The 24,755-nt window shown below is 69.4% G+C and carries 22 protein-coding genes and 1 tRNA gene; 10 read left to right on the top strand and 13 right to left on the bottom strand.

Features of this window, described 5'->3' with window-relative positions:
* Positions 1-76 precede the first annotated feature (76 nt).
* Entirely contained in the window at positions 77-1,402 is a 1,326-nt protein-coding gene (locus ACOFKX_RS14605) for a DEAD/DEAH box helicase (RefSeq protein WP_419828273.1), read from the bottom strand.
* A gap of 71 nt (positions 1,403-1,473) precedes the next feature.
* Positions 1,474-1,833, bottom strand: a complete 360-nt coding sequence (locus tag ACOFKX_RS14600) for a hypothetical protein (RefSeq protein WP_419827803.1) — start codon at positions 1,831-1,833, stop codon at positions 1,474-1,476.
* Between the two features lie 131 nt (positions 1,834-1,964).
* Between ACOFKX_RS14600 and ACOFKX_RS14595 the strand changes: the two genes are divergently transcribed.
* Genes ACOFKX_RS14595 through ACOFKX_RS14585 form a run of 3 tightly spaced genes read left to right on the top strand, consistent with a single transcriptional unit; the run spans position 1,965 to position 4,886 of the window.
* Positions 1,965-3,479, top strand: a complete 1,515-nt coding sequence (locus ACOFKX_RS14595) for an FAD-binding oxidoreductase (protein ID WP_419827802.1) — start codon at positions 1,965-1,967, stop codon at positions 3,477-3,479.
* A gap of 45 nt (positions 3,480-3,524) precedes the next feature.
* Positions 3,525-4,319 carry a SapC family protein gene (locus ACOFKX_RS14590; RefSeq protein ID WP_419827801.1) on the top strand — a complete coding sequence of 265 codons (795 nt, stop codon included), beginning with the start codon at positions 3,525-3,527 and terminating at the stop codon, positions 4,317-4,319.
* A gap of 9 nt (positions 4,320-4,328) precedes the next feature.
* The gene (locus ACOFKX_RS14585; protein WP_419827800.1) at positions 4,329-4,886 is read left to right on the top strand and encodes a cytochrome b; all 558 of its coding nucleotides are present in this window, start codon (positions 4,329-4,331) and stop codon (positions 4,884-4,886) included.
* A gap of 193 nt (positions 4,887-5,079) precedes the next feature.
* Here the strand turns inward: ACOFKX_RS14585 and ACOFKX_RS14580 are convergent, their stop codons facing one another.
* Complete coding sequence (locus ACOFKX_RS14580) at positions 5,080-5,934, bottom strand: N-formylglutamate amidohydrolase (protein WP_419827799.1); 855 nt, start codon at positions 5,932-5,934, stop codon at positions 5,080-5,082.
* 180 nt (positions 5,935-6,114) lie between these two features.
* Between ACOFKX_RS14580 and cpdR the strand changes: the two genes are divergently transcribed.
* The gene (gene cpdR, locus ACOFKX_RS14575; RefSeq protein WP_419827798.1) at positions 6,115-6,492 is read left to right on the top strand and encodes a cell cycle two-component system response regulator CpdR; all 378 of its coding nucleotides are present in this window, start codon (positions 6,115-6,117) and stop codon (positions 6,490-6,492) included.
* A 58-nt stretch (positions 6,493-6,550) separates the two neighbouring features.
* Positions 6,551-6,625 (top strand) — tRNA-Val (locus ACOFKX_RS14570).
* A gap of 353 nt (positions 6,626-6,978) precedes the next feature.
* Here ACOFKX_RS14570 and ACOFKX_RS14565 read toward each other — a convergent pair.
* The 6 genes from ACOFKX_RS14565 to ACOFKX_RS14540 form a co-directional block, all read right to left on the bottom strand.
* Positions 6,979-7,614 carry an outer membrane protein gene (locus ACOFKX_RS14565; RefSeq protein WP_419827797.1) on the bottom strand — a complete coding sequence of 212 codons (636 nt, stop codon included), beginning with the start codon at positions 7,612-7,614 and terminating at the stop codon, positions 6,979-6,981.
* A 71-nt stretch (positions 7,615-7,685) separates the two neighbouring features.
* Positions 7,686-10,118, bottom strand: coding sequence for a VirB4 family type IV secretion/conjugal transfer ATPase (locus ACOFKX_RS14560; RefSeq protein ID WP_419827796.1), 2,433 nt, complete (start codon positions 10,116-10,118; stop codon positions 7,686-7,688).
* Positions 10,115-10,396, bottom strand: a complete 282-nt coding sequence (locus ACOFKX_RS14555; RefSeq protein ID WP_419827795.1) for a type IV secretion system protein VirB3 — start codon at positions 10,394-10,396, stop codon at positions 10,115-10,117. The genes ACOFKX_RS14560 and ACOFKX_RS14555 overlap by 4 nt, the downstream gene beginning before the upstream one ends.
* Positions 10,397-10,398: 2 nt before the next feature.
* Entirely contained in the window at positions 10,399-10,704 is a 306-nt protein-coding gene (locus ACOFKX_RS14550) for a TrbC/VirB2 family protein (protein WP_419827794.1), read from the bottom strand.
* Between the two features lie 153 nt (positions 10,705-10,857).
* Positions 10,858-11,826, bottom strand: coding sequence for a ferritin-like domain-containing protein (locus tag ACOFKX_RS14545; RefSeq protein ID WP_419827793.1), 969 nt, complete (start codon positions 11,824-11,826; stop codon positions 10,858-10,860).
* A gap of 21 nt (positions 11,827-11,847) precedes the next feature.
* Complete coding sequence (locus tag ACOFKX_RS14540) at positions 11,848-12,801, bottom strand: ferritin-like domain-containing protein (protein WP_419827792.1); 954 nt, start codon at positions 12,799-12,801, stop codon at positions 11,848-11,850.
* 203 nt (positions 12,802-13,004) lie between these two features.
* Between ACOFKX_RS14540 and ACOFKX_RS14535 the strand changes: the two genes are divergently transcribed.
* Positions 13,005-13,751, top strand: coding sequence for a Crp/Fnr family transcriptional regulator (locus ACOFKX_RS14535; protein ID WP_419827791.1), 747 nt, complete (start codon positions 13,005-13,007; stop codon positions 13,749-13,751).
* A 116-nt stretch (positions 13,752-13,867) separates the two neighbouring features.
* Here the strand turns inward: ACOFKX_RS14535 and ACOFKX_RS14530 are convergent, their stop codons facing one another.
* Positions 13,868-14,821: a glycosyl transferase family 90 gene (locus tag ACOFKX_RS14530; RefSeq protein WP_419827790.1), complete on the bottom strand. Its 954-nt coding sequence runs from the start codon at positions 14,819-14,821 to the stop codon at positions 13,868-13,870.
* Between the two features lie 205 nt (positions 14,822-15,026).
* On the opposite strand from ACOFKX_RS14530, the gene ACOFKX_RS14525 reads away from it, so the two are divergent.
* From ACOFKX_RS14525 to ACOFKX_RS14510, 4 genes are read left to right on the top strand one after another with little or no spacing between them, the layout of a single operon-like run.
* On the top strand, positions 15,027-15,614 hold the full coding sequence (locus ACOFKX_RS14525) for an HAD family hydrolase (RefSeq protein WP_419827789.1): 588 nt from the start codon (positions 15,027-15,029) through the stop codon (positions 15,612-15,614).
* Positions 15,611-16,762: an AGE family epimerase/isomerase gene (locus tag ACOFKX_RS14520; protein ID WP_419827788.1), complete on the top strand. Its 1,152-nt coding sequence runs from the start codon at positions 15,611-15,613 to the stop codon at positions 16,760-16,762. The genes ACOFKX_RS14525 and ACOFKX_RS14520 overlap by 4 nt, the downstream gene beginning before the upstream one ends.
* A gap of 31 nt (positions 16,763-16,793) precedes the next feature.
* A complete protein-coding gene (locus ACOFKX_RS14515) occupies positions 16,794-18,320 on the top strand; it encodes a PfkB family carbohydrate kinase (protein ID WP_419827787.1) in 1,527 nt (508 codons plus the stop codon).
* A gap of 19 nt (positions 18,321-18,339) precedes the next feature.
* Positions 18,340-20,394: a glycosyltransferase family 9 protein gene (locus ACOFKX_RS14510; protein WP_419827786.1), complete on the top strand. Its 2,055-nt coding sequence runs from the start codon at positions 18,340-18,342 to the stop codon at positions 20,392-20,394.
* A 36-nt stretch (positions 20,395-20,430) separates the two neighbouring features.
* On the opposite strand, the gene ACOFKX_RS14505 is transcribed toward ACOFKX_RS14510, so the two are convergent.
* From ACOFKX_RS14505 to ACOFKX_RS14495, 3 genes are all read right to left on the bottom strand, one after another.
* Positions 20,431-21,180 carry a hypothetical protein gene (locus ACOFKX_RS14505; protein WP_419827785.1) on the bottom strand — a complete coding sequence of 250 codons (750 nt, stop codon included), beginning with the start codon at positions 21,178-21,180 and terminating at the stop codon, positions 20,431-20,433.
* A gap of 187 nt (positions 21,181-21,367) precedes the next feature.
* Positions 21,368-22,624, bottom strand: a complete 1,257-nt coding sequence (locus ACOFKX_RS14500) for a hypothetical protein (RefSeq protein WP_419827784.1) — start codon at positions 22,622-22,624, stop codon at positions 21,368-21,370.
* 13 nt (positions 22,625-22,637) lie between these two features.
* Complete coding sequence (locus ACOFKX_RS14495; protein ID WP_419827783.1) at positions 22,638-24,704, bottom strand: glycosyltransferase family 9 protein; 2,067 nt, start codon at positions 24,702-24,704, stop codon at positions 22,638-22,640.
* Between the last annotated feature and the right edge of the window lie 51 nt (positions 24,705-24,755).

Genomic DNA, 24,755 nt, shown 5'->3' with positions numbered 1-24,755 from the left:
CCCCCCGGCCATCCGTCATGTGCGTGGCCTAGGTGCGAACGGTAAAGAAACCGCGAAGCCGTCGCGAAAACATGGATTAACCCGTGAAACCCCGGCTCAGGAAGTCGGGGATCGGGCCGTTCCAGACAGGATCGGCGTCCGCGACGGGAGGCTGCGGCACCGGCGCGGCCGAGGCGCCGCGCGCCGGCGGGCGCCGCTCCTCGCGCGCGGCGCCATGGCCGCGCTCGCGGCGCGCCGGCGCTGCCGTCGGGGCGGGGGGGGGCGGGGGTGCGGCCGGCTGCGGCGGAGCTGAGACTCCGATCCGTGCGATCGTCTGCCCGGTCAACTTCTCGATATTGGCGATGTTCTCGGCATCTTCCTCTGTGACGAGGGTAAAGGCCTTGCCGGTGGCGCCGGCGCGGCCGGTGCGGCCGATGCGGTGGACGTAGTCGTCCGGGTGCCAGGGTGCGTCGAAGTTGAAGACGTGGCTGACGCCCTTGATGTCCAGGCCGCGCGCGGCGACGTCGGAGGCGACCAGGATGTTGATGTCGCCCGCCTTGAAGCGATCGAGTTCGGCAATGCGCTGCGATTGTTCCATGTCGCCGTGGATCTCGCCCGATCGAAAACCGTGGCGCTTCAGCGACTGGTTGAGCTCGCGCACCGTCGTCTTGCGATTGGCGAAGATGATCGCGGTACGCACGTCCTCGGCGCCGAGCAACTCGCGCAGTGTGTCGCGCTTGGCCCGTGCTGTCGTCTCGACCAACGCCTGCTCGATCAGCAGGCTGGTGGAGCCGGTACGCTCCACCTCGATCTGCTTGGGATTGGAGAGGAAGCGGTCGGCGAGCTTCTTGATCGGCGCCGGCATGGTGGCGGAGAAGAGCAGCGTCTGCCGCGTCGCGGGCAGCTTGGTGCAGATCTCCTCGATATCGGGGATGAAGCCCATGTCGAGCATTCGGTCGGCCTCGTCGATCACCAGAATCGAGCAGCCCGACAGCAGGATCTTGCCGCGCCCGAACAGGTCCATCAGTCGGCCGGGCGTGGCGATCAGCACGTCGACGCCCTGTTCCAGCGCCTTCACCTGATCACCCATCTGCACGCCGCCGATCAGCAGCGCCATCGAGAGCTTGTGGTACTTGCCGTACTTCTCGAAATTCTCGGCGACCTGCGCGGCGAGCTCGCGCGTCGGCTCCAGGATCAGCGATCGCGGCATCCGCGCGCGGCTGCGGCCGTGGGCGAGGATGTCGATCATCGGCAGCACGAAGCTTGCCGTCTTGCCCGTGCCGGTCTGCGCGATCGCAATCAGGTCGCGGTTCATCAGCACCGGCGTGATCGCCTTCTGCTGGACGGGCGTTGGCGTCGTATAGCCCGCGTCGGTGACGGCGCGGAGCAACTCGTCAGACAGGCCGAGATCGGCGAAGTGCATGGCTGGTCCGGGATCGGCGGCCGGGACGCCCGGGCGCATCGCCGCCGCCCTGTGCAAAGGCGGCTGATTTGTCAAGGTTTCGGAGGCTTGGGCGGCACCAGCCGGCGGAAACGCTCAATCCCGCACTCGCCGCCGGCACGCGTCCGAATGGCATCCCGGCCGGCGCAGATGCGCTCATCGTCGCCAGGGCTCATGTAGAAGCCGCCGTAGAAATCGAGCGCGGTGCACTCGCCGTCGAGCCGCGCGCGCATCCGCTCGCCGCCGCGCAGCACGAAATCGACCGCGTCGGGCGCGGTGACGCCCGCGCCCGCTATCTCCCCCGCGCCGATGCAGTGCGGCCCTTTCCGCTCCTCCATCGGCGGCGGCGGACCCGGCCGCCGCTCGCGTCGAAGCGGCATCCTGATCGTCGTCGAGCGGAACACCGTGGCCATGCTCGTGCGGCTCATCGCAGGTGGCGGTACGGGTGGCCGTGCGGCGCCGGCGAGTATCGCCGCGCACAGTATCGCCGCTCCCCGCACCACGCCCATCACGCGGGGACTGTGGAGCGCGGCTTGAACCTTCTATGAACCGCGCGAAGCCGGTGGGCTTGCCCGTGCTGCCGCGCTACGGAGCGGCGGTGGCCTACCCTGCGCCCTCCGCCGCGCTGCTCGATCGGCTTCGCGATCGCCTCGGCCCACGCGGCTTTACCACCGACGCGGCGGATCTCGCGCCGTGGCTCACCGATTGGCGGCGGCGGCTGACGGGGTCCGCGGCGGCGCTGGTCTCGCCGGCTGACGCGGACGAGGCGGCGTTCGTCGTGCGCGAGGCAGCAGCCGAAGGCGTCGCGGTCGTGCCCCAAGGCGGCAACAGTTCGATGGTCGCGGGCGCGACGCCCGCCGGACTGGGAGGAGATCGCCGCGCGCTGCTCGTCTCGCTGCGGAGGATGGACCGCGTGCGCTCGGTCTCGACGGAGGACGACGCGATGGTCGCCGAGGCGGGGGTCGTCCTCGCCGACCTGCACGCGGCGGCGGAGCGGGCGGGGCGGCGCTTCCCGCTGTCGCTCGCCGCGAAGGGCAACGCCACCATAGGAGGCCTCGTCTCGACCAACGCGGGCGGTACGCAGGTGCTGCGCTTCGGGCCGATGCGATCGCTGGTGCTGGGGCTGGAGGCGGTGCTGCCCGACGGCAGCCGGCTGAACGGGCTCGCGCCGCTGCGCAAGGATAATCGCGGCTACGCGCTCGACCAGCTGCTGATCGGCGGCGAGGGCACGCTCGGCCTCGTGACCGCGGCGACGTTGCGGCTCGTCCCGGCGATCGGCGCGCGCGCGGTGGCTTGGGTGGGGCTTGCGCGCGCGCAAGACGCGCTGGAGCTGTTGCGGATGCTGGAGGCGTCGCTCGGCGACGCGGTGGAGAGTTTCGAGCTGGTGCCTGACGAGGGGCTGGCGCTGGTGCTGCGGCATGTCCCCGATACGCGCACGCCGCTGGGCGGTGCGCATCCGTGGCACGTCCTGATCGAGGCGGTAACTCCGGGCGACGCGCCGATCGGCGAGCGGCTGGGCGAGGCCCTGGTGCTCGCCATTGATCGCGGTCTCGCCGGCGACGCGACCGTCGCCCGCAGCGAGGCCCAAGCCGACGCGCTGTGGAAGCTGCGCGAGAGCCTGTCCGAGGCGGAGGCGAGGGACGGGCTCGCCGCCAAGCACGATGTCGCGGTTCCAGTCTCGCGCATGCCCGCCTTCATGGCCGAGGCCGCCGCCGCCGTGACGCGGCGCTTCCCGGGCGCCCGCCCGATCGCGTTCGGGCACCTCGGCGATGGCAACGTCCACTTCAACGTGCGGGCGCCCGTCGGCGGCGACGATCGCGCCTGGTTCGCCGCCCAGGGCGCCGCCGTCTCCGCTTTCGTCCACCGGTTCGTGACGGATGCCGGCGGAACGCTGTCCGCCGAGCACGGCATCGGCCGGCTGAAGCGCGCGGACTTTATGGACCTCGCCGATCCCGCGCGGCTCGCGGCGATGCGTGCGATCAAGCGCGCCCTCGATCCCAAGGGCATCATGAACCCCGGCGCGCTGCTGCCGCTTGCGAACGGACCGCCCGCACCATAGACGCGAGCGCCTGTCCGGCCATCGGAGCCGTTCCGGGAGAGAGCGATGGCCAGCAACGGCACCCCCAATCAAGGCACCTCCGGCGCGGGCCTGCCGCTGTTCTATACCGACCTCGCGCCGCTCTCCAGCGAGCTGCACGCCGACTGGCGGATGCACGATACCGACCGCCTGCCGGCGCTGCGCACGACGCATGCCGTCCCGCTACTTGCCGAAGAGTTCCTGTCGGCGCAGCGTTTCTATCCGATCGTGTTCTCGACCGGCCCCGACCCCGTCCCGCTGGCGCTCATGGGCCTGTCTGACGGCATCAACGTGGTCGTCGACGCCGACGGCCGCTTCCCGGCCGACTATTATGTCCCCGCCTACGTTCGCCGTTATCCCTTCCTGCTCGCGAAGCTCCGCCAGGACAGCGACGACATGTCGCTTTGCTTCGATCCCGGTTCGGGCTTGTGCGGCCCGTTCGAGGACGGCGAGCCCGTGTTCGACGGCGACCAGCCGAGCGCGCACACTCGCGCCATCCTGGAGTTCTGCGACAAATTCGAGCAGGCGCTTGAGCTGACTGGGGCGTTGGTGCGCGAACTCGGCGAGCTCAAGCTGATCGGCGACGGTGAATTCACTATGCAGCAGGGCGAGGGGCGACAGCCGCACGTTTATCGCGGGTTCCAGATGATCACGGACGAGGCGGTGAAGGGCCTACGCGGCGACGTCGCGCGCAAACTCATCCAGAATGGCGCGCTGCCGCTCGTCTACGCGCATATCTTCTCGCTCCAGCGCATGAGTGATATCTATGCGCGGCAGAGCGCGCTTGGCCTGTTGCCACCCCCTAACGGGCCGGTGGTCTAGGAGGACGCGATGATCGGCGGCCGATCCCATGCCACGGACGGTGGCCGCTACACCGCCACCGCCATCGCCTTCCATTGGGTGATCGCGGCGCTGATCGTCGTCAATCTCGCGATCGGGCTGATCCCGCCGCTCGGCATTCTATTCTTCCTGCACAAGCCGATCGGCATCGTCGTGCTCGTCCTGAGCGCGCTGCGGCTGGTCTGGAGGGCCGGTCACCCGGCGCCGCCGCTGCCTGGAACGGTGGCGCCCTGGAACCGCGCGCTCGCCAGCGTCACGCAGTGGCTACTCTACATGGGCATGATCCTGATGCCGGTGTCGGGCTGGGTCTTCACTTCGGCTTCGCTCAAGCGACGGCCGCTGTCCTTCGGCTTGTTTGACGTGCCGCCGCTGCCCGTGATGCAGAGCGACGCGGTGGGCGCCCCCTGGCATCAAGGGCACGTCGTTGGCGGCTGGATCATGCTCGGCTTGGTCGCGCTGCACGTGGCGGGCGCGCTCAAGCACCATTTCCTCGACCGCGACGCGACGCTCGACAGGATGCTGCCAAGGCGCAGGCCTGTGTCGCTTTAGACCCACGCAAGGGTCATCGTGCCGTTAACGATATTTTTTTATTGGCTGTGCTTGAACGGCCACGAGCGGCTTCTATGTTGGGTGTGCGCGGTCGTGTCCCCCCCTTCGCGATCGCGCGTGACGCGCCTCCGGCGCGTCCCTCCCTGAACCTTGGCCACCCCGCGATCTCGCGGGGTGGCTTTTTCTTTTGGTCCTACTCGGCAGCCTGCGCGAGCGCCCCTGCCTCGGCGACCAGCGCGGCGGCAATCGTCGCCACCAGCGTGCGTGCGCTCGCAAGATCGGCGCCGGGATCGCGGCAGCCGGGATCGAGGTAGAGCGCGCGATCCACCTCGACCTGCAAGGCGTGGCGGTGGCGATGGGGGTCGCCGTGCCGCTCCAAGCTGTGGCCGCCGGCATAGGGCCTGTTGCGCGCGCAAGGCTGCCCGCACATCTTCACGGCGGCGAGCGCGGCGACGGTGAAGCGCAACGCGGCGCTGCGCCCGTGGAGATCGCCCAGCACGATGCGCGCTCCGCCCGGCCCCAGCGACGGCATGGAGTGACAGTCGATCAGCAGCGCGACACCGTGACGCGCCGCCGCCGCATCGAGCGCGTCGGCCACCGCGTCATGGTAGGGCCGGTGGACGAGCGCCAGCCTGCGCGCGATCTCGGCCGCCGCCAGCGGCCGTCGCCATACCGCCCCCCCCGCGGCGATCCGGCTCGGCACCGCGCCCAGCCCGCCCGCCACCTTGTCGCTTGACCGCGTGTCGAGCGCGCCCGCGTCGCGCACGATGGCGGGATCGATCTCGCGCGGATCTCGATTGAGATCGACGTAGGCGCGCGCGACGCGCGCGACGATCGCGACCGCGCCGTCGCGCACCGCGTCGGCGACGAGCAGGTCGGCGAACCGGTCCTCGATCGTCTCCAGCGCCGATCGCGGCAGCCGGGAGGCGGCGAGCAGCTCGTCCGGATAGCAGCGCCCGGCGTGCGGCACCGCGATCACCAGCGGCGTCGGCGCGCCGGCCGGGCCGAGCCGGACGAAAGGCGGGTCTGGCGGGCTCGCGGCGGCCATATCACCGTGCTACGCAACGTGCCGCCGCGCGACAATGGCGAGCGGCCGCGAAGGGTGCCAAATCTTAAGACTGGGACGACGACAGCCCCGGCTGGCCATCCGCTCCGCCGCGTCCCGAAAGGGGAAGAACGGCGGCTCGGCGGGCGAGCCTGACGACGCCGGACGGAGTATGGTGCGCGCATGACCCGAATCCTTCTCGCCGAAGACGACGCTTCGATGCGGACCTATCTCGCCCGCGCGCTGGAGCGGGTGGGCTATGCGGTCGACCCGGTGGCGTCGGGTATCGACGCGTTGCCGCTGCTTGAGCGCGAGAGCTACGACCTGCTGCTGACCGACATCGTCATGCCCGGCATGGACGGCATCGAGCTCGCGCAGCGCGCGGCGTCGCTGGCGCCGGGGATGCGCGTGATGTTCATCACCGGCTTCGCGGCGGTCGCGTTGAAGACGGGCGCCAGCCACCCGCACGCCCGCGTCCTTTCCAAGCCCTTCCACCTGCGCGACCTCGTGCTTGAGGTGGATCGCCTGTTCGGCGTCGACAGCATCGCGCGCGAACCCTGATCGCGTCCGCCGATCCCGCTTGCCATGCCTGACCAGCGGCTTTAAGGCCTGAACCTATGGGCGTGTAGCTCAGTGGTAGAGCACTGTGTTGACATCGCAGGGGTCGCAAGTTCAATCCTTGCCACGCCCACCATGTTGAGCCCCGGAGAACTTTAGGTTTTCCGGGGCCTTCTCTTAGCTGGATCGCCTGAAGTCCGCTGTCGGAACCAGCCAGTTTGCGGCGGGATACTCGCGGTTTCAGTTCGTGCGGGGGACACGCGCCGCGTGTACGCGACCTTGTGACCTGCATCGGCGTTCCGGCGATTGCCACGTCCTCGTGGCTCCAGGCAAACTGCTACGCCTCCGCATCCTTGATGACGCAGGGTGACGAGTCCGAACGTGCACCTCAACGGCATCAGGGTCGCGCGGCCACTCACTCCAATCTAGGCTGCGCCATCCGTCAGGCGGACGGCCCAGCGGCGTTCGTAACACCCGAATAGCCAAGCGCTACTTAAAGCGAACGCCGACGCCGAGCATCGCACGCTGGCGCGCGGTGTGATCCGCGTAGTTGGCGTAGACATACTGGCCGCTGACATACACCGGCACGGGCAGGCTCAGCCCGGTCAGCGAATATTCGACACCGCCGCCGAACTGGTAGCCGTCGGTGCGGCCGTGATTATAGTAGGACGTCTCCGGGCCGACGATCTGGCCATTGACGTAATAGAGGCCGGGAGGCGCATCGAACCGCTTGCGCTGCTCGTTGTTGACGTAGCCGCCCTTGCCGAAGACGAGCAGGTCCGGCGTCACCAGGAAGCCGGCGCGAACCGCGACGCCATATTCCTGGAACGACTTGTGGCAGACGGAGCCGCCATTGATCCCGCCCGTGCAGTTCTCGCTCCACTTGTTGGCGCGCCAGAAGCTTGCCTCGGGCCCGACGACGATGCGATCGGCGAGCACGCCGTCGAAGCCGACGGTGGCGCCGTAGCCGAACTTGTTGTTGTGCGTGCCTTCCGATTGGAAGCGATCCCAGCCGGCATTGCCCTCGACGCGGATGCCGCGGAACTCGGAAGTGATCGACTGCGCGTTTGCGGCATAGGTGGGCAGGGCGGCGGCGATGACGGCGGTGGCAAGAGCGATACGCATCTTCAGGTCCCTTTCGGCGTGATGGCGGGCATATACGGGAAATGAGCGAACGATGGGTGAAAAGGCGGCGTTCATTCTGCGGCCTCGGCGAATGCGTGTTTGTGTATTGGGCGTTCACCGGGCCATGGTTTGCCGGTGAGGGCTGGGTACCAGTCGGCGGGTTGGTCTCCGGTGCGTTGGCGGATGGCGTCGAGGCGGCGGACGGTGGCTTCGCGGCCGGACAGGATGGTGAGGAGTTCGGGCTCGTGGCCGAGGTCGAGCCGGGCGACGACCGAGTGGTTGGCGTGGCGCACGAGGAAGCAGCGCGAGTGGGCGGGGAGCTGGCGGATGAGCTCGAGCTCGTGCTCGGACAGGCCGAAGCCCAGGCAGTAATCCTCCGCGCGCGCCTTGGGATTGGGGGTGAAGATCATCGTCGCGGTCTGCTCGACGAGCGCGGACGCGATGCGGCTGTCGAGCGCGTCGCGCGCCGACTGGGTGGCGAAGCCGACGATCGCGTTGCGCTTGCGGCAGGTCTTCAGCCAGTCGCGGATGCGCGCCGAGAACACCGGGTCGTCGAGCGCCTTCCAGCCCTCGTCGATGAGGATCATCGCAGGGCTGCCGTCCAGCGTCCGGTCGATGCGGTGGAACAGCAGCATCATCGCGGGCGTGCGCAGTACCGGCTGGTCGAGCAGCGCGGTCATGTCGAACCCCGCCATCCGCACGTCGAGGTCGAGCGTGTCGGACGCGTTGTCGAACAGCCAGGCGTGCTCGCCGGCACCCACCCACGGGTCGAGCCTGGAGGCGAGGTCGCCGGGCTCGGGCCGCCTGCGTCCGCCCAACAGCTCGCGGAAGTGGCGCAGCCGGCGGAAGGCGGGCTCGGCGTCGTAGCTGGCGTCGACCGCGGCCGCCACCGCCGCCTGCTCCTCGGGCCCCGCGACCGCGAGCAGCACGCCCAGCCAGTCGCGCAGGAAGGCGCGGTTCTGCGCGTCGTCGGAGAGCGCCAGCGGGTTGAGCCCGGTCGCCTCGCCCGGCACCAGCCGCGCATAGTCGCCGCCGCACGCGCGCACGAACAGCTCGGCGCCGCGATCCTTGTCGAACAGCATGGTGCGGGGGCAGAAGCGCTGCGCCTGGGCGGCGAGGAAGTTCATCACCACCGTCTTGCCCGAGCCCGACGGGCCGATGACGGTGAAGTGGCCGAGATCGCCGCCGCCGTCGCCCGAGTGGAAGTTGAAGAAGTAGGGCGTGGCCGCCGTCGTCTCCAGCACCGTCACCGCCTCGCCCCAGTGATTGCCGGTGGCGTGCCCGAGCGGCAGCCCGTGCAGCGACAGGAAGCCCGCCGCATTGCCGGTCGAGACCAGCGCGCGGCGCACCAGATAGCCCTCGTTGCCCGGGAACTGCCCCCAGAAGCAGGGCTCCAGGTTGACGTCCTCGCGCACCGCCACCGCGCCCACGTCGGACAGGGCCGCGGCCGCCTGCGCGCACGCGCCGTCGAGCCCGGCGAGATCGTCCGCGCGCATCATCAGCGACAGGTGATGGTCGCCGAACCCCGCCTGGCCGAGCCCCAGCGCGTCGCGCGCCGCCATCATCTCGCGCCGCTCCGCCACCGCCTCCTCGTCCGCCGAGCGCACGCGACGGATGGCAAGGTCGATCCGCTCGCGCGCCACCTGCCGGTCGGCGGGCGCGAAGCTCTCGGTCAGGACGAGCTCGTGGGGCAGGCGCAGCAGCTGGTCGACGAGCCCCGCGTGCGTCGCGTCGGGATACTCCTTGATCGACAGCATGCCGGCGAAGTCGCTGCCGCCCGCCCGCCGCGTCTCGATCGTGTCCAGGCCGAAGCTCACCCGCGCATACGGGATGTGGTGGCCAAGATCGGTGTCGTCGCCGGGCGCCAGCACCGGCCGCATCTCGCCATTGTAGATCGCCGACAGGAGCTCCAGCGGCTCCGAGCACAAGCCGCCCGCGCCCTCGTACAGCCCCATCGTGCGCGCCCCGTAGGACCCGAGCGCCGCCACCAGCCCCGCCGCCGCCGCGTCAAGCGCGCGCAGGTCGGCGGCATGATCGCCCTGGCCGCCGGCGCGGCCGAACATCCGGCCGACACGCTCCGCCCAGCCCGCCCGCCCGCGCGCCGGGCGGCGCACGATCGTCACCACCTGCTCGTTGACGAACAGCCGCCGCGAGGCGAGCAGCCGCGCCCAGCGCGCGTCGACATGCGCGGCGAAGCCCTGCGCGAACTCGGCCGGGCGCGACACCGTCACCCGCCGCCTGACGACATGGTGGACGAGCACGAAACGCGCGTCGAGCACCGAGCGCAGCATCGTCTCGCGCACGCTCAAATGATGGTCGAGCGCCGCCGCATCCTCGGTCTCGAACGGCAGCCCCGGCACCTGGATCATCCGCGCGAGCGCGCCGTCGCGCAAGCGCAAGGTGGTCGCATCGAGGTGGCGGGCATAAGGCAGCCGGTCGCCGGCACAGGCCTCGCGGCGGCGCCACGCCGCCGGCCCCACCCACCTGGCGCGCGCCTCGCTCACGGCGCGTAGCTGTTGCAGCCCCACCGCTTCCAGTTACGGACGCGGGGGCAGCGGCTGACCTTCACCAGCCACAGGTCGAACACGCGCGGCTCGCGCAGGCAGGCCAGATAGCCCGCGCCGTGCACCAGCAGCGCCACCGGCAAGGCCCAGAAGCTCCGCGTCACCAGGAACGCCTCGGTCGTCACGCCCACGTTCACGATGAAATAGCTGTACGTCACGCCCGCGAACATCTGCGGCCGCGTCAGCGCGCGGAACACCGGCGTGCGGGCGAGCGCCACCTTCAGTGCGCCACGCCGGCGGTGGACTGGATGCCCGACACGATCGCCGACGCCCCGAACAACACGAAGCAGCCCACGATCACCGTCGCCCCGAACCGCCAGTTCATCCGGCCCGTCAGCATCATGAAACCCACCATCGCCACCGCGATCACCGCCACCGCCGTCGCCACATTGCCCAGCAACGTACCCTGCAACCAACCCAACGCCGCCACAATCGGACCCGAACCCGCCGGATCCACACCCCCCTGCGCAAATACCGCCGTGGGCAGGAAGAGCAGCAAAGCGGCAAAAGCGTAGGCGCGGATCATGCGAGCCTCCACAGCGCGATGCCGTTGCAGGCGGAGGACGATCGCCACGACGCCCAAAGTGGCTGCATGGCCGCCGCGATGTCCGGAATGGTGGGCCCGTTCATCGTCGCCTCCCGTCAGTTCGCCGGGCGCTTACGCGCCCGGCGAACCGCATTAACCGGCGGTGCTCATGTTGATCGTGCCGTTGACGCCGTTGGGGAAGAAGCCGCCCTTCGCGGCCGCGACGTTCGTCAGGTAGACGATATCGAGCACCTGGCCCGTGGTACGGCTGTAGACGATGGAGTCGCTGTCCGTAGGCACGATGTTAGAGGCGCCGCCTGAGCCCTGCACACCCTGATCGTCGTCAGACGAGCCATCCAGGCTGTCCCGCGCGTTCGAGATCGCCTCGGTTGCCTGGATCAGCGCCGGCGCCTGTATCCCCTTGCTGTAGAGAACAGTGCGGACGAGCCCGGCATGATATGCCTCCGCCGCCAGAATTCCGGCTGCCGCCTCCAGGTAGGAACTGCTTGAAATGAGCGGCGACGCGCCCTTGTAGGCGGTGACGCCAACATCCTCGAAGATGAACGCGCCGAGCAGGAAATTCTCGTCGCTGGCATAGGGATCGAAGGATTGCCCTTTAGTAATGAGGCCGGCCGCCACCGCCGCGCTGGAGAAGGCGCCGTTCGGATCGGCGCTAATGTCGAGCGCCGGCTGCGCGACCGCAGCCGAGCCGAGCGCGCTGCGCAAGAAAGCGACATGGGCGCGCTCGTCACCCGCGATCTCGTTTGCGTACTGGCGAACCACCGGATCGGTGAAGACGACGGCGCGGCCGCCCGTCACGCCGCCCTGGGTGCCGGTGCCGCCGAGCAAGCTCTGGTCGAGACCTGCGCCCGTCGTGGCGTGGACGTAGAACTGCGCCTCCAGATATTCGAGATTGAGCGCAAAGTTCAGGATGTCGGCGTCGCCGATCTTGGCGGCGGGCGCAGGCGCCTCGGTCTTGTCGTCGCCGCCGCAACCCGCGAGGAACGACATCGCACCAACGGCGGCGGTGCCGCTGGCAGCGATCTTCAGGAACTTGCGGCGCTCTTCCTTGCGCCGCGCCTGCCGCTCGAGCACTTCGGCGATGAGATGATGTTGGTTCATGGATTCGACCTCTCTTCGCGTCTAGTTGGCGGCACTCATCGTGATGTTGCCGTTGACCCCGTTCGGGAAGAACCCGCCCTTCGCGACGGCGGTGTTGTTCAGGTAGACGATGTTGAGGACCTGCCCCGTCGTGCGGCTGAAGGCGAGCCCGTTGCCGTCGAGCGGTACGATGTTGCTCGCATCGCCGATCGCGCGGATGCCCTGGTCGTCGTCGCTCGGCCCGTCGAGGCTGTCGCGCGCGTTCGAGATGGCCTCGGTCGCGTCCACCAGCGCCGGCGTGTCGATGCCCTTGCGGTACAATGTCGTCCGCACGATGCTGGCGTGGTACGCTTCCACCGCGAGGATCCCGGCGGCGGCCTCGGTATAGGTCTTGTTGGTGATAAGCGGGGCCGCGCCCTTGTAGGCCGTGACGCCGACATCCTCGAAGATGAAGGCGCCGAGCAGGAAATTCTCGTCGCTCGAATAGGGATCGAAGGACTGACCCGGTCCGACCAGCCCGGCGGCGCGCGCCGCGCTGGAGAAGGCGCCGTTCGGATCGGTGCCGACGTCGATGGCCGGTGAGGACACAGCCGACGAGGCGAGCGTACGGCGGAGGAAGGCGACGTGCGCGAGCTCGTCTTGCGCGATCTCGAGGGCGTAGGCTTGGACAACGGGATCGGTGAAGTTAACTTTCCGGCCTCCAGTCACCGCGCCCTGTGCGCCGGTTCCGGTGAGCAGGCTGTTGTCAAGCCCGGTGCCGAAGACAGCGTAATGATAAAACTGCGCCTCAAGATATTCGAGGTTCAGCGCGAAGTTGAGGATGTCGGCGTCGCTGACGCTCGACTGCGCGGCGGCCGGCACAGCCATGCCAAGCGCGACCAGTCCACCGCCCGCGACGGCCGCTGCACCAAACGCACGGAACAGCGCACGACGATTATTGCGCCTTTGCGCGCGCGCTTCCAGTGCATCAAGCACGTCACACTGCTGGTCGGTCATCGAACCTGACTCCCTGATTTCGGTGGCAAAATCGCATTATCTTTAACCATGCACCAGCGCGACTACGTTAGGCGTACGCTCCCGTACGGCCCGCTGGCGACGTCTCGTCATTGCGCGAAAAGTTCCCCTTCCCCAGTGAAATACATCAGCGCATCTCGCTGCCGGAAGCACTATCTTGTCGACACCTGATGGAGAGTGCGACCATGCTGATGCGCACTGGCGAACCGTTCCCCCTGGCGAACAGTCGCAATCGCCTGCTGAGAAGCCTGCGACCCGCGGATCGCGCGATGCTCGCCCCCGACCTCGAGCAGGTGCCTCTGCAACGCGGGTCGCGACTGTTCACGGCGGATGCGCTGGTGGACAGGCTCTACTTTCCCGAGCGGGGGCTGCTCGCGCTGGGGGAGGGGAGAGGCCTGACGGCCCGTGTCGAGATCGCGGTCGTTGGATGCGAGGGGCTGGTGGGGTGGCCGGCGTTGCTGGGATGCGAGCTGTGCGCGCACGATGCCGTCGTCCAGGGCTCGGACGGACGCGCGCTCTCCATTGCGGTTGAACCGCTGCTCGCCGCCTGTCGCGCCAGCCAGACGCTGTGGATGGCGCTCCTCGGCTTCGTGCAAGCAGTCATGAACCAGATGACGCGCACGATCGCGTCCAGCATCGAGAACACGCTCGACCAGCGGATCGCGCGGTGGCTGCTGATCCGCCACGATCGCCTCGACGGCGACCATCTCCTCATCCGGCATGACGAGATCGCGAGCGCTCTCGGCGTGCGTCGCGCGAGCGTGACCGATCGGCTGCACGTGATCGAGGGCGAACGCCTCGTCCGTTGCCGGCGCGGCCGGATCGTGATCCGCGATCGTGCCGCACTCGAGACTTTCGCGGGCGAGGCTTATGGCGCGTGCGAAGCCGAATATCGCGGCCTGCTCCCGACGTCGGACGCCGCGTCGCACTAGGTGTTCGTCGCAGTCGGACGCTTGCAGTGGTGCAGCGTGGTGCGGCTCACGGTTTCGTACCGACGATCTTCGGGCGGACCGATTGTCGCCGAGCCCTCCCGCGTGGGCGGCGCAGTTCAGTGGGCGAAAGCGGCGACGATGCTCGGCACCGCACGGGCGACCTCGAAGTCGCACCGCAGCGCTCGGGCGAAGCGTGCGCCGGCACCGCCGATCCGGCGGGCGAGCGCGGAGTCTTCGAGCAGCTGGAGAACCCGCGCGGAAAGATCGGCCATGTCCGACCGCACAGGCACGTAGTGCTCCCATGGCACCAGCCTGTCATGATACCATTGCCGAAAGCCCAGCTCCGACGTCACCCTCAGTACCGGGCTGCCGCTGTGCAGCTTGCCGAGCAAGCTGGTCCACGGGCCGCTATTGCCGTCGATGTCAATGTGGACGCGGACTTCGTCCAGCCGGACGTTGGGCACGAAATCGCGGAATAAGCCTTCGGCGCGCAGGCGCGGCTCGGCGGAGGCGAAGTTCGCGGTCACCGCCGTCAAGCCGACGTCGGCGACCGGCCCCATCGTTCGCGCGAGACGGCAGAGCCGGACGCGGGGCAGCGCCTCGACCTTGTCGGCAAGCCCGGTGGTGCTGCCCCGCCAGAAGGCGACGGGCCGCCGCTCCCCCCACGGCCGCGACCTCGCCAAGAACGTGCGTGCGAGGTCGGCGTAGCCGTCGGTCATCAGGAACTGATAGTCCGGGATCAGCGTGTAGCCCGGCGCGCGCGTGTCGAAGGCGAGGCCGGGCCGGTGCCCCTCGTCGCCGAGATTGAGCGCGCAGCTTCCCGTCGGCCGCGCCTCGATCACCGCGCCGATCAGCGGCAGCGTCTCGACCCAGCGCGCGAAGATCTCGCGTGGATGTTGCGTCCAGGCCTTTTCGTGGAAGCGGAAGCGGAAGCGGAAGCGGTGCGTGCCGTCGGCGTCGGCCCGCCATACCGGCACGGCTTCGGCGGCGCGCGCGTTGTCGACGACGTCGAGGCGCAGTCGTGCGAGCGGCTCCGGCAGCGCGGCGAGCAGCGCGTTCGCCGCCGCCATGTCGCGCGCGAGGAAGGCGAGGATCAGCGCCTCGCGCTTCGCCGCGTCGATGCGGGGGGGGGGGGGCGGCGGCTCGCGGAGGCGGGTATGGAATCACGGCCAAGTCGTAGCCGGTACGATTGGCTTCGCCTATCGGACGAGCCGCGCGTGCTGGCGCCATTGCCCGCGCTTGCCAGCGGCACCCGTGCTGGCTAGTCGCTTGGCCATGCCCGACCGAGATTTGGAGGCGCCGCCCGCGCTCGCGGCTCGCGGGGGGACGGGAATCGGCCGCCCCGCGCTGTTCCTGGATCGCGACGGCGTTATCAACGTCGATACGGGCTATCCGCACCGTCCCGAGGAACTGGCCTTCACATCCACCGCCATCGACGGCGTCCGTCTCGCCAACGAGGCCGGTTGCCTCGTGATCGTCGCGACCAACCAGTCGGGGGTGAGCCGCGGGCTCTTCGGGCTGGAGGCGGTGGACCGTTTCCATGACGCGATCCGCGCGCGAATGGCTGCCGCCGGCGCCCGCATCGACGCCATCTATTCCTGCCCCTATCATCCCGATGGAACGGTCGCCGCCTTCCGCGCCGACCACGAGGATCGCAAGCCCAGGCCCGGCATGCTGCTGCGCGCGATGCGCGAGTGGCCGATCGATCGGGCACGCAGCCTGATGGTGGGCGACAAGCCGAGCGACCTCGCCGCAGCCGAGGCGGCGGGCGTGGCGGCGATCCTCGTCCCCGCGAATAGCTGCGACCTTGGCGCCGTCGTTGCGACCTGGCTCGGCCGCATCGGCGGGCGCGCCGCGGCATGACGCGTGCGGCGCCTCGCTCCGCCGCGGACCCGGTCACGCGCTTCGTGGACTGGGTGAGGACGGATGCGCTGCCCACCTGGGCGGAACGCGGCTTCGACGCGGCGGCCGGGCGCTTCCACGAGCGGCTCGACGAAGCGGGTCGGCCGCTCGCCGTGCCGCACCGGGCGATGGTGCAGGCGCGCCAGATCTACGTCTACGCGCATGCCGGGATGCTTGGCTGGCACGATCGCGGCGTCGAGCTCGCGTCGCGCGCGATGGCCACGTTGCGCCGCGAGTTCTGCGTCCACGCTGGCGGGTGCGCGAGCGTCCACTTCTCCGTCGACGTTTGGCCGTTCGCGCCTCGATCCACGGTGCGCGATGCCTACACCCACGCCTTCGTGCTGTTTGCCGCCGCCTACCTCCATCGCGCCACCGGCGACGCCGCGCTGCTCGATTTCGCCGACGAGGTGATCGGGTACATCGATGCGGAACTGTTCGATCCGGTGCATGGGGGCCTCTTCAACACGGCGGAGGCGCGGGAGGGCGAGAAGCTTCAGAACCCGCAGATGCACCTGCTCGAAGCCTATCTCGCTCTTGCCGAGGCGGCGCCGGGGCGTGGCTACCTGGAGCGCGCGCATCCGCTGGTCGGCTTGCTCGACGGCAGGATGATGCGCTGGGCAGAGGGCGTGCTGCCCGAGCGTTTCGCCGCGGACTGGAGCCCGCATCCCGACCCGCTCGTCGCGGGCGTGTTCGAGCCCGGTCATCATTTCGAGTGGATCTGGCTTCTCGCCTGGTACGAGCGGCTCTCGGGCGAGGCGCTCGGCCGCTGCCGCGACGCGCTGCTGGCGTCGGCGACGCAGCCCTCCGCCACAAGCGCCGGCCTCATCCGCGATCAGCTCGGCGCCGACGGTCAGGTCTTCCGCGCCGCGCACCGGCTCTGGCCGCACTGCGAGGCGATCAAGGCGGCGACCGCCTGCGACGCGCCGCCTGCGCTCGCCGAGGATGCCGCACGTGGTCTGCTCGACCATTTCCTGGGGCGGCCGTTCGCCGGCGGTTGGACCGACCAGCTCTCGCCCGCGCGCGAGCCCATCGTCGACTACGTGCCGGCGAGCTCGCTCTATCACCTGATGCTCGCCGCCGCCGTCGCGAACGGTGCACGCGCGGCTTGATCGGCCGCGTTTTTCCTTGGAAAAGATGAAGATGGACAGCCTTCAGGTCGATCTCCTCGGAGAGCACACCGTCGCCATCATCGGCGACCTGATGATCGACTGCTATCTGAACGGCGACGTTCGGCGGATCTCGCCCGAGGCGCCGGTTCCGGTGCTGCGCGCCTCCTCGCAGCGCATCGTGCCGGGCGGCGCCGCCAACGTGGTCGCGAACCTCGCCGCGCTGGGTGCGCGCGTTCGCGTCGTGGGCCTCGTCGGCGAGGACGAGATGCGCGGCCCGCTGATCGATGCGATGACCGGCTTCGGCGCGGTGGATTGCGCGGGCGTCGTCGCCAGCGCCTCGCGCCGGACGACGCAGAAGCTGCGTATCGTCTGCGACCAGCAGCAGATCGTCCGCGTCGACCATGAGGACGAGGGGCCGCTCTCGCGGGACGACGAGGAGCGTTGCGTCGCCGCCGCGCTGTCGGCCATCGCGGACGCCGAGGTCGTCGTGGTATCCGATTACGGTAAGGGCGTGTGCTCGGACCGGCTGTTGCGCGCGGTGCTCGACCGCGCCGCCGGACTTGGCAAGCCGGTGCTCGTCGATCCCAAGCGGCGTGATCTCTCCGGCTACCGCGGCGCCACGATCCTCACGCCCAACCGCAAGGAGCTAGCTGACGCGACGGGCCTGCCGTGCGAGACCGATGCCGAGGCGCAGGCGGCGGCGGAGGCGGCGCAGGCGGTGTGCGGCGCCGCGATCCTGCTCACCCGGTCCGAGAAGGGCATGTCCTACTTCCCGGTCAACGAGCCGCCGCTCCACCTCGCCACCGTCGCACAGGAGGTGTTCGACGTGTCGGGCGCGGGCGACACCGTGGTGGCGGTGATCGCGGCGGCGATGGCTGCGAAGCTGCCCGTCTCGGCGGCGATCCGCATGGCCAATCACGGTGCGGGTATCGTCGTCTCCAAGCGCGGCACCGCCACCGTGACGCGCGACGAGCTCGCCGCCTCCCTTGCCGCCGAGACGAGCGTGACGCTCACCGACGAGGGCCGGTTGGTGGACCTGGAGGAGGCGGTGGCGCTGCGCTGGGCGTGGCACCGCGAGAAGCTGACCGTGGGCTTCGCCAACGGCTGCTTCGATCTCCTCCATCCCGGCCACGTCTCGCTGATCCGCCAGGCGGCGGCGGCGTGCGACCGGCTTATCGTCGCGCTCAACAGCGATGCCTCGGTGCGCCGGCTGAAGGGGCCGACGCGGCCTGTACAGGACGAGCGCGCGCGCACCGCCGTGATGGGCGGTTTGCGCGGCGTTTCTGCCGTCATCCTGTTCGACGAGGACACGCCGCTCGATGCCATCCGCGCGCTCCAGCCCGACGTGCTGGTGAAGGGCGAGGATTATACCGAGGACAAGGTCGTCGGCGCGTCGATCGTGAAAGATCGCGGCGGGCAGGTGGTGCTGGCACGACTGTCCGAGGGCCACTCGACCTCGCGGCTCGTCGCGCGCGCGGCTGACGCGCCCGACCCCGTGGCGGCGGAGCGGATGCCTGCGGAGGAGGAGACCTTCTTTCCGCAGGCGTCCTCCTCCTAGCGGCCGCGGCGGCGCTGCGGTGGCGCTGCTGGGCAGGCTGCGCGCGGCGAGGCTCGTATCGCGCGCCGCACGCGCCGCACGCGAACGACGCTGGACTCATGCGGCGGCGCTGTACGAGGCGGCGCTGAGGCTGCGTCCCGACGGGGGACGCACACACGTCCAGGCCGGCCACATGCGCAAGGAGGCGGGGGAGCTGGCGGCGGCGGAGCGGCACTATCAGGCGGCGCTGCGCCTCATGCCCGACGACCCCGACCTCGCGCTCCAGCTCGGCCACTTCCACCGCGTCGCCGGCCGGGTCGCAGAGGCGAAAGGCGCGTATGAGCGAGCGGCGACGTTGCGCCCGGACTGGCGTGATCCCGTCACCGAGCTCGAACGGCTCGCGACCGTCACGCTGCCGCGCGACCAGGCGGGGGAGGGCGCGCTCGCCGACGATGGCCGCCTGCTCGCTCCAGCGCCCGAGCCGCTGTACGAGAGCGCGCGCGACCGGCTGTTGACCGAGTATCTCCCCACTCGTCTCGGCCGCGCCGATCCGCCCCCCGAAGGCGTCTCGATTCGGCGTCTTGGCCATCTCGACCGGACGGCGTGGGGCACCGCGCGCACGCTGCGCGGCATCGAGGCGATCCTGGGCTCGTGCGTCTCACGCGACCCGATCCGCGACGTGCAGATCCTGCTCAACGGCTACGTCGTGCACGAGCAGGCGGTGCGCGCCTACCCGCTGCCCGCCGACGTCGCGTCGGCGCCCCTGCGCAAATACGTGTTCAACGCGTGGATCGATTTCTCCCGCTTCGTGCCGGGCCGTTATCATGTCGAGCTGCGCTTCCGCGCCGGCGAGGACGCGGATCGGTTCGACGAGCGACGTCGCTTCTGCGACTATGTCGTGTTGAAGCCGCCCGCCGCCACGCCCGAGGTGCCGGGCAGCGAGGCGTGGGTGCCGCCTATCGATCCCTGCGATCCGCGTACGCTCGACGCGCAGATCGACGCGCGACCGAGCGTCGTCCGCAGGCCGGCCGAGCGCCTGATCGCGCCGCCGCAGCGGATCCTCGTGCTCCGCACCGACCAGCTCGGCGATCTTGCCATCTCCGTGCCGGCTTTACGCCGCCTGCGCGCGCTCGCGCCCGACGCGTTGCTCGTCGGGCTGTTCACCACCGCGAACGAGGGGCTTGCCCGATCGCTCGGCCTGTTCGACGAGATCCTGATCGCCGACTTCCCCGACGTGCGGGAGGAGCGCCGCCGCGTGATGGCCGCGCCCGAGCAGGAGCGGCTTCGCGAGCGGCTGCACGGTTACGATTTCGACGTCGCGATCGATCTCGCGCCGGCCGACGTCTCGCGCAACCTGATGCTGCTGTCCGGCGCCAAGCTGACGGTCGGCTTCGGGCGCGAGCAGTCGCCCTGGCTCGGCGCGGCGCTGGACTTCGACGTGCGCGACGCGTTGGGCCAGGCCAGCATTCTGCCGTCGGCGGCGAGGACGCTGGCGCTGGTCGAGGCGCTCGGCACGCTGTTCGCCGACGCCGGTCCGGTAGTGCCGGCGGAGGCAGGGAGCGTGGAAAGGCTGGCGCGCTTCGGGCTCGCGCCCGGTGAGCGCTTCGTGCTGCTGCACGACGGCGCGCGCATCGCGTTCAGCCGCTGGCCCTACTATCCCGCGCTCTCTGAGCGGTTGCTCGAGCGGGACCTCAAGGTCGTCCACCTCACCGACGAGGTCGATCAGCGCGCGCGCCTGCCCGCTACGCTGGCCGGCCATCCGCGCTACCTGCTGATCGACGAACGCCTGCCGTTCGAGGATCTGGACGCGCTCGTGGCGCACTGTGCGCTGTTCGTCGGCAACGATTCGGGGCCCAAGCACCTGGCGGCATTGCGCGGCGCGAACGTCGTCAGCGTGCATTGCGCCCGCACCAACTGGGGCGAGTGGGGGCAGGGGGGCTCCGGAGCGATCGTAACGCGACGGGTGCCATGCTCGCCCTGCCACATCTACCACGAGCCGGAAGAGTGCGCGCGCGACTATGTGTGCGTCACCGCGATCAGCGTCGACGAGGTGCTGGCGGCGTCGGCGCCCTATCTGCAAGTCGCCGGCGCCTAGCCGATCAGCCGCTTGTACCCTCGCGGATCGAACGGCTCAGTAGACGAACGGCCCCAAGTGCATCTCGGCAATCCTCGGGTTGCAGGGCATATCGTCGTCGGCCGGGAAAATGCGCGTCGAAGGTATAAATTCGCCCAAATTCTTGCGCGCGAGCGTCAATTCTAGCGACTGGGGAAGAGGGATGCCGCCCACTGCCTCGAATTGAGAGAAGTTGTTGCCGTGCACGTTGACGACGTGGTGCGATGCCGTGAGATTAAGCGCCACCTGCCGGGCGGTATGTGCAAATTGCTGATCCCGCAGAAGTTGAAGATTATGTACTTCCAAGACGATCTGCGAGAATTTAGCCAGGACATTGTTGGGCGTAAAGCATAGCGCCAGCCACTCAGCCCCTTCTATGTCACACTTCAAGATCATATTATCTGCGTCTTGATGCCCATTTTCAACGATCAATGACTCAATCGTGGCCATACCTGGAACTAGATCATTTGAGATACCCAGCTTTTTCCAATGGAAGCGTGGATGCTCGAATGGCAGTTGCTCGATCGTGTGGTCGTACTGGAAAATGTCAATTCCGCGAACGGCGATGTCATAATCCCAGGAGACGTCATCGTTGATGCCGAGGGAATAGGCCGCTTGCACGCCGTCGAAGCGGTCGAGCATTATGTAGCCTCCGTCGAAGTTTCGGCCGAGGCGCACGCGTGGGGTGCCGACAAGTTCGTATGGTCGCAACGGCCGTAGGAACGACTTGGCGAGATGGGTCGCAATCCGCGTTTGATCCTGCTGCATTCTAACCCTCTTGAACGGTGGGCAACGCTTGGAGGAATGTTGGTTTGTCCGCAACGAAGAAGCAAACCTAGGTGAAATGCGGCGGCACCTGGATCGGATCGCCGCATCCGACGGTAGCCTGGGCTGATCGCGTCAGCGTTAAGGAGCAAGCGTAAAAGGTACAACGTTGCTCCGACGCTGATCCTAATCAGACGTCGACCGTGAAAAGCCGCTCGCCCCGGCGCGTCGGGTAGGGCGGTATGATGCTGCGGCGGCGGAGGCGCGCCTCGGTGCGTACGGGTGGCGCGCCATAGCCGCCGAGCACCTCAAGCCCCTCGAAGCGGTGTCGCCGCGCCGCGAGCAATCGGACCGCCGCGTCCTCGTCCTGCGGCGAGCGTCGCAGGCATTCGACGAACGTCATCTCGGCGGCTTCGAAGTCGCCGGCGGTGGCCTCGATCGAGCCAAGGATGACGAGTTCGTGGTGGTCACGCGGCCGAAGCCGGGTGATCGCCGCCTGCGCGCGTGCGGCGAGCCGCCAATCGCCATTGTCGAGCCCGGCGTCACGCACCCGGCGGACGACGTCGAGCTCTACGCCCGCGAAGCGCGACAGCACGCGATCCAGGATCAGGTGCAGCACCGCCGATCGGTTGGCATCGCCGAGGTCGTCGATGACATCGAGGAGCAGCGGCTCCGGGCATTCGCGCGCCAGGAGCGCGATCCACGCCTCGAACGCGTCGTCCTCGCCCGCATCGCCGGCGGCACGCCGCGCGAACTCGAAAATGTCCGTGCCTCGTTGCGCGACCCGCCGGACAGCCGACAGGTAAGGCCCCAGCCCATCCGCATCGAGGCGCGCGACGCGGTGGAGCAGCCGGATCGACCCGAGCGGCGGCGTCGCCAGGTCGCGGACGGCGAGCGCGAAGTCGCCGAGTGCGGTCAGCGCGATCGCGAACGCCAGCTCGTCGAGCGGCGCGTCGCGCAGCATGCGGTAATCCAGGTCGGGCAGCCGCGCGTGCGCCTCGACGAGGCCCGCGAGGGTGGCGGCGGCGCGAGCCGCCTGCGCGTCGTCCGGCGCGGGAGCCGAGAGGAAGGCGCGCAGCCCCGCGCCGGCCGCCGCGAGATCGGCGGGTGGCGAGGGCGGCGGGATCGACGGCCCGATCCCCGCCGCTTCATCCGGCCGCCCCGAGAAGCGACGCGGCGCCGGCGGCGTCGCGCGCGGCGCGAATCCGGCTGCCAAGGTGTCGAGTTCCGCGAAGAGGATGTCGATCGCGCGCCGCGGCGTTGCCACCGGCGTGGCCGGCGCAGGGAGGCCGCGGCTGATCGCCGCCGCGTCGCGAAGCAGGGCGGCGGCGCCCGCCTCGCCCGCCTCGGCGAGGATCACGGCCCAGTCGTCGAGATCGGTCGCGTCGGGCACCGGTCGTGCCGTCGCGAGCGACGCTCGCCACACCATCAGCGTGATCGTCGGCATCATGGCGCCCGGATCAGACGTAGCGCCGGACGGCGTCGTAGACCTCGTCGAGACCGATCGCGGTCACGCACACGAAGTCCGCGCCGCATTCGTCGACGTCATGATAGATGAGGCAGCCCGCGCACGGCACCTTGCGCGTGACGATCACGCCGCCATGCTCCTGGCCCCACTCGCTCCAGTTGATGCGCGCGGAATGGATGCTCACGACGGGCACGCCGCGCAACGAGGCGAGGTGCTTGGGCCCCGAATCATTGCCGACATAGACGTCGCAATAGGAGAGCAGCGCGTCGAACTCGTCGAAGGGCAGGTGGCCCTCGATCACGACGACGCGGTCGGACGCGGCCATCTCCGGCGGTAGCCGGTCGCGGAGACCCGGCGTGTCCGCGAACAGCACGATCTTGAGGTCGGTCTCGCGATGCAGCCGCTCGGCGAGCGGCACGTAGTGCGCCCAGCGGCTGAACACGATCCGCGCACCCATGTGCAGCACGGCGAAGCGATTGCCCGCGCCTATGCCGAACGCCTCGAGCCGCTCGCGTGGCAGATCGTCGCGACGAAGCACGCGGGCGCTGCTCCTCGCCAGCGCCGCAAGACGCTCAATCATCGTGAGGATGCGTGTGGAATGCGAGGCGATCTCGCGGTGGTTCTTGGGATCGTGGTAGGCGTCGTCGACGCTGGCGTTGAGGCGTGGCCAATCGGGATCGTCGAAGCCATAGAGGAAGGGCGCGCCCGACAGCATCAGGAAAGGCCGCGACATGCGGCTGCTCGACAGGTCGATCGCGACGTCGAAGCTGTAGGCGGCGAGCGTCTCGCGTAGTCGCTCCTGCGCCTCCCAGTCCATCGTGCGGCCGCGCAGGGTGATGTCCTCGTCGAAGCGCGAGACAACGAGATCGTCGAAGATGTTCAGCGTGCGCGCGAGATCGGCGTTGGCCGGACTGCATAGGCCGACGATCCTGGCATCGGGGAACAGCTCGCGCAGCCGCTCGAGGCCGGGGATCGAGGCGACGAGGTCGCCGAGCTGATCGGGCCGCATCACCAGGATGTTGCGGATCTCGGGCAGCATGTTCGCGCGCGCCGCCTCGTGGATCACGCTCGGCCGGGCATTGATCTGCTCGGCGATCGGGCGCGGATCGGCGGGATCGAGCGTGACGACGCCATCCGAGCCGGGATGGTCCGCCTCAAGGAGCGGCGGCTCGACCACGAACTCCTCGAAGTGCGAGCGGACCTTGAGCAAGGTGTCGCGGAAGCGGAGCTCCAGCACGTGGCGACCGAGCGCGAATCGAGAGAAATCATACCAGATGTTGAAGACATACTTGTGGATCCGGGTGGGATCGGGCTCGTACTCCAGCTCGTACGGTCCCTTGACGGGGCCGCGATGGATGACGAGGCCGTTCACCAGCGCCGTCACCTCGGTCAGCGGCTCGGTCGAGATGCCGAAGCCCCGGATCGCCTCCACGCCGCGCACGACGCGACGCATGCCCCAGAAGCTGTTCAGGCGAACGCCGAACTGGATGATGTTGAGCGAGGGCACGCTGCGCTTGAGCATATCGCGCGTAGGGCGCGGGAGCTGCTCGGGCGCGAGGCGACCATAGGCGGCGATGAGCCTCGGCTCGGCCGACAGCCGCCGCGGGTCGGACGGAAGCAGCACGTCGGGCACCACCTCGTCCGCCGTCGCCTCCTCGGGCAGCCGCAGCCCGGCGGCGCGGACGCGCGCGAGCTCCTGCCGGGGCGCGTCCCAATCCGGCTTCAGCGCGGCCGCACGCTCATAGGAGCGCACCGCGTCGCGCAACCGGCCGAGCAGCTTGTTGAAGTGGCCGAGCTGGAGCGCCAGGTCGGCGTCGTCCGGCCTGAGCGCGAGCGCGGCGGCGTAGTGCTCGTCCGCAGCCATGTAGTCGCCCGCTTCCTTGAACATGTGGCCGGCCTGCACGTGCACGCCGGCATGATCGGGCTCCAGCAGCAGCGCCTCGCGGTAAAGCGCCGCGGCATCGCGCCAGCGCGCCTCGTCGCGCGCGGCGTCGGCGCGGCGGATGAACAGACGCGCGGTCGGCCGGACGCCGCCGCGGAGGGCGCGCGGTATCTTCACGGGCGGTGCGCGCGCGTGCGCGGCTCCTGAACGTCGAGGTGTCGCATCGGT

The sequence above is a fragment of the Sphingomonas sp. genome, assembly GCF_965200105.1.
Classification (GTDB): Bacteria; Pseudomonadota; Alphaproteobacteria; order Sphingomonadales; family Sphingomonadaceae; genus Solisphingomonas.
The sequence above is the reverse complement of the archived record's forward strand: the minus strand, read 5'-3'. Positions and strand labels throughout refer to the sequence as shown.

Excerpts from the sequence above, each read along its gene's own strand:
- ACOFKX_RS14605 (WP_419828273.1), bottom strand. The coding sequence starts at position 1,402 with ATGCACTTCGCCGATCTCGGCCTGTCTGACGAGTTGCTCCGCGCCGTC.
- ACOFKX_RS14600 (WP_419827803.1), bottom strand. The coding sequence starts at position 1,833 with ATGGCCACGGTGTTCCGCTCGACGACGATCAGGATGCCGCTTCGACGC.
- ACOFKX_RS14595 (WP_419827802.1), top strand. The coding sequence starts at position 1,965 with ATGAACCGCGCGAAGCCGGTGGGCTTGCCCGTGCTGCCGCGCTACGGA.
- ACOFKX_RS14590 (WP_419827801.1), top strand. The coding sequence starts at position 3,525 with ATGGCCAGCAACGGCACCCCCAATCAAGGCACCTCCGGCGCGGGCCTG.
- ACOFKX_RS14585 (WP_419827800.1), top strand. The coding sequence starts at position 4,329 with ATGATCGGCGGCCGATCCCATGCCACGGACGGTGGCCGCTACACCGCC.
- ACOFKX_RS14580 (WP_419827799.1), bottom strand. The coding sequence starts at position 5,934 with ATGGCCGCCGCGAGCCCGCCAGACCCGCCTTTCGTCCGGCTCGGCCCG.
- cpdR (WP_419827798.1), top strand. The coding sequence starts at position 6,115 with ATGACCCGAATCCTTCTCGCCGAAGACGACGCTTCGATGCGGACCTAT.
- ACOFKX_RS14565 (WP_419827797.1), bottom strand. The coding sequence starts at position 7,614 with ATGCGTATCGCTCTTGCCACCGCCGTCATCGCCGCCGCCCTGCCCACC.
- ACOFKX_RS14550 (WP_419827794.1), bottom strand. The coding sequence starts at position 10,704 with ATGATCCGCGCCTACGCTTTTGCCGCTTTGCTGCTCTTCCTGCCCACG.
- ACOFKX_RS14545 (WP_419827793.1), bottom strand. The coding sequence starts at position 11,826 with ATGAACCAACATCATCTCATCGCCGAAGTGCTCGAGCGGCAGGCGCGG.
- ACOFKX_RS14540 (WP_419827792.1), bottom strand. The coding sequence starts at position 12,801 with ATGACCGACCAGCAGTGTGACGTGCTTGATGCACTGGAAGCGCGCGCG.
- ACOFKX_RS14535 (WP_419827791.1), top strand. The coding sequence starts at position 13,005 with ATGCTGATGCGCACTGGCGAACCGTTCCCCCTGGCGAACAGTCGCAAT.
- ACOFKX_RS14530 (WP_419827790.1), bottom strand. The coding sequence starts at position 14,821 with ATGGCGGCGGCGAACGCGCTGCTCGCCGCGCTGCCGGAGCCGCTCGCA.
- ACOFKX_RS14525 (WP_419827789.1), top strand. The coding sequence starts at position 15,027 with ATGCCCGACCGAGATTTGGAGGCGCCGCCCGCGCTCGCGGCTCGCGGG.
- ACOFKX_RS14520 (WP_419827788.1), top strand. The coding sequence starts at position 15,611 with ATGACGCGTGCGGCGCCTCGCTCCGCCGCGGACCCGGTCACGCGCTTC.
- ACOFKX_RS14515 (WP_419827787.1), top strand. The coding sequence starts at position 16,794 with ATGGACAGCCTTCAGGTCGATCTCCTCGGAGAGCACACCGTCGCCATC.
- ACOFKX_RS14505 (WP_419827785.1), bottom strand. The coding sequence starts at position 21,180 with ATGCAGCAGGATCAAACGCGGATTGCGACCCATCTCGCCAAGTCGTTC.
- ACOFKX_RS14500 (WP_419827784.1), bottom strand. The coding sequence starts at position 22,624 with ATGCCGACGATCACGCTGATGGTGTGGCGAGCGTCGCTCGCGACGGCA.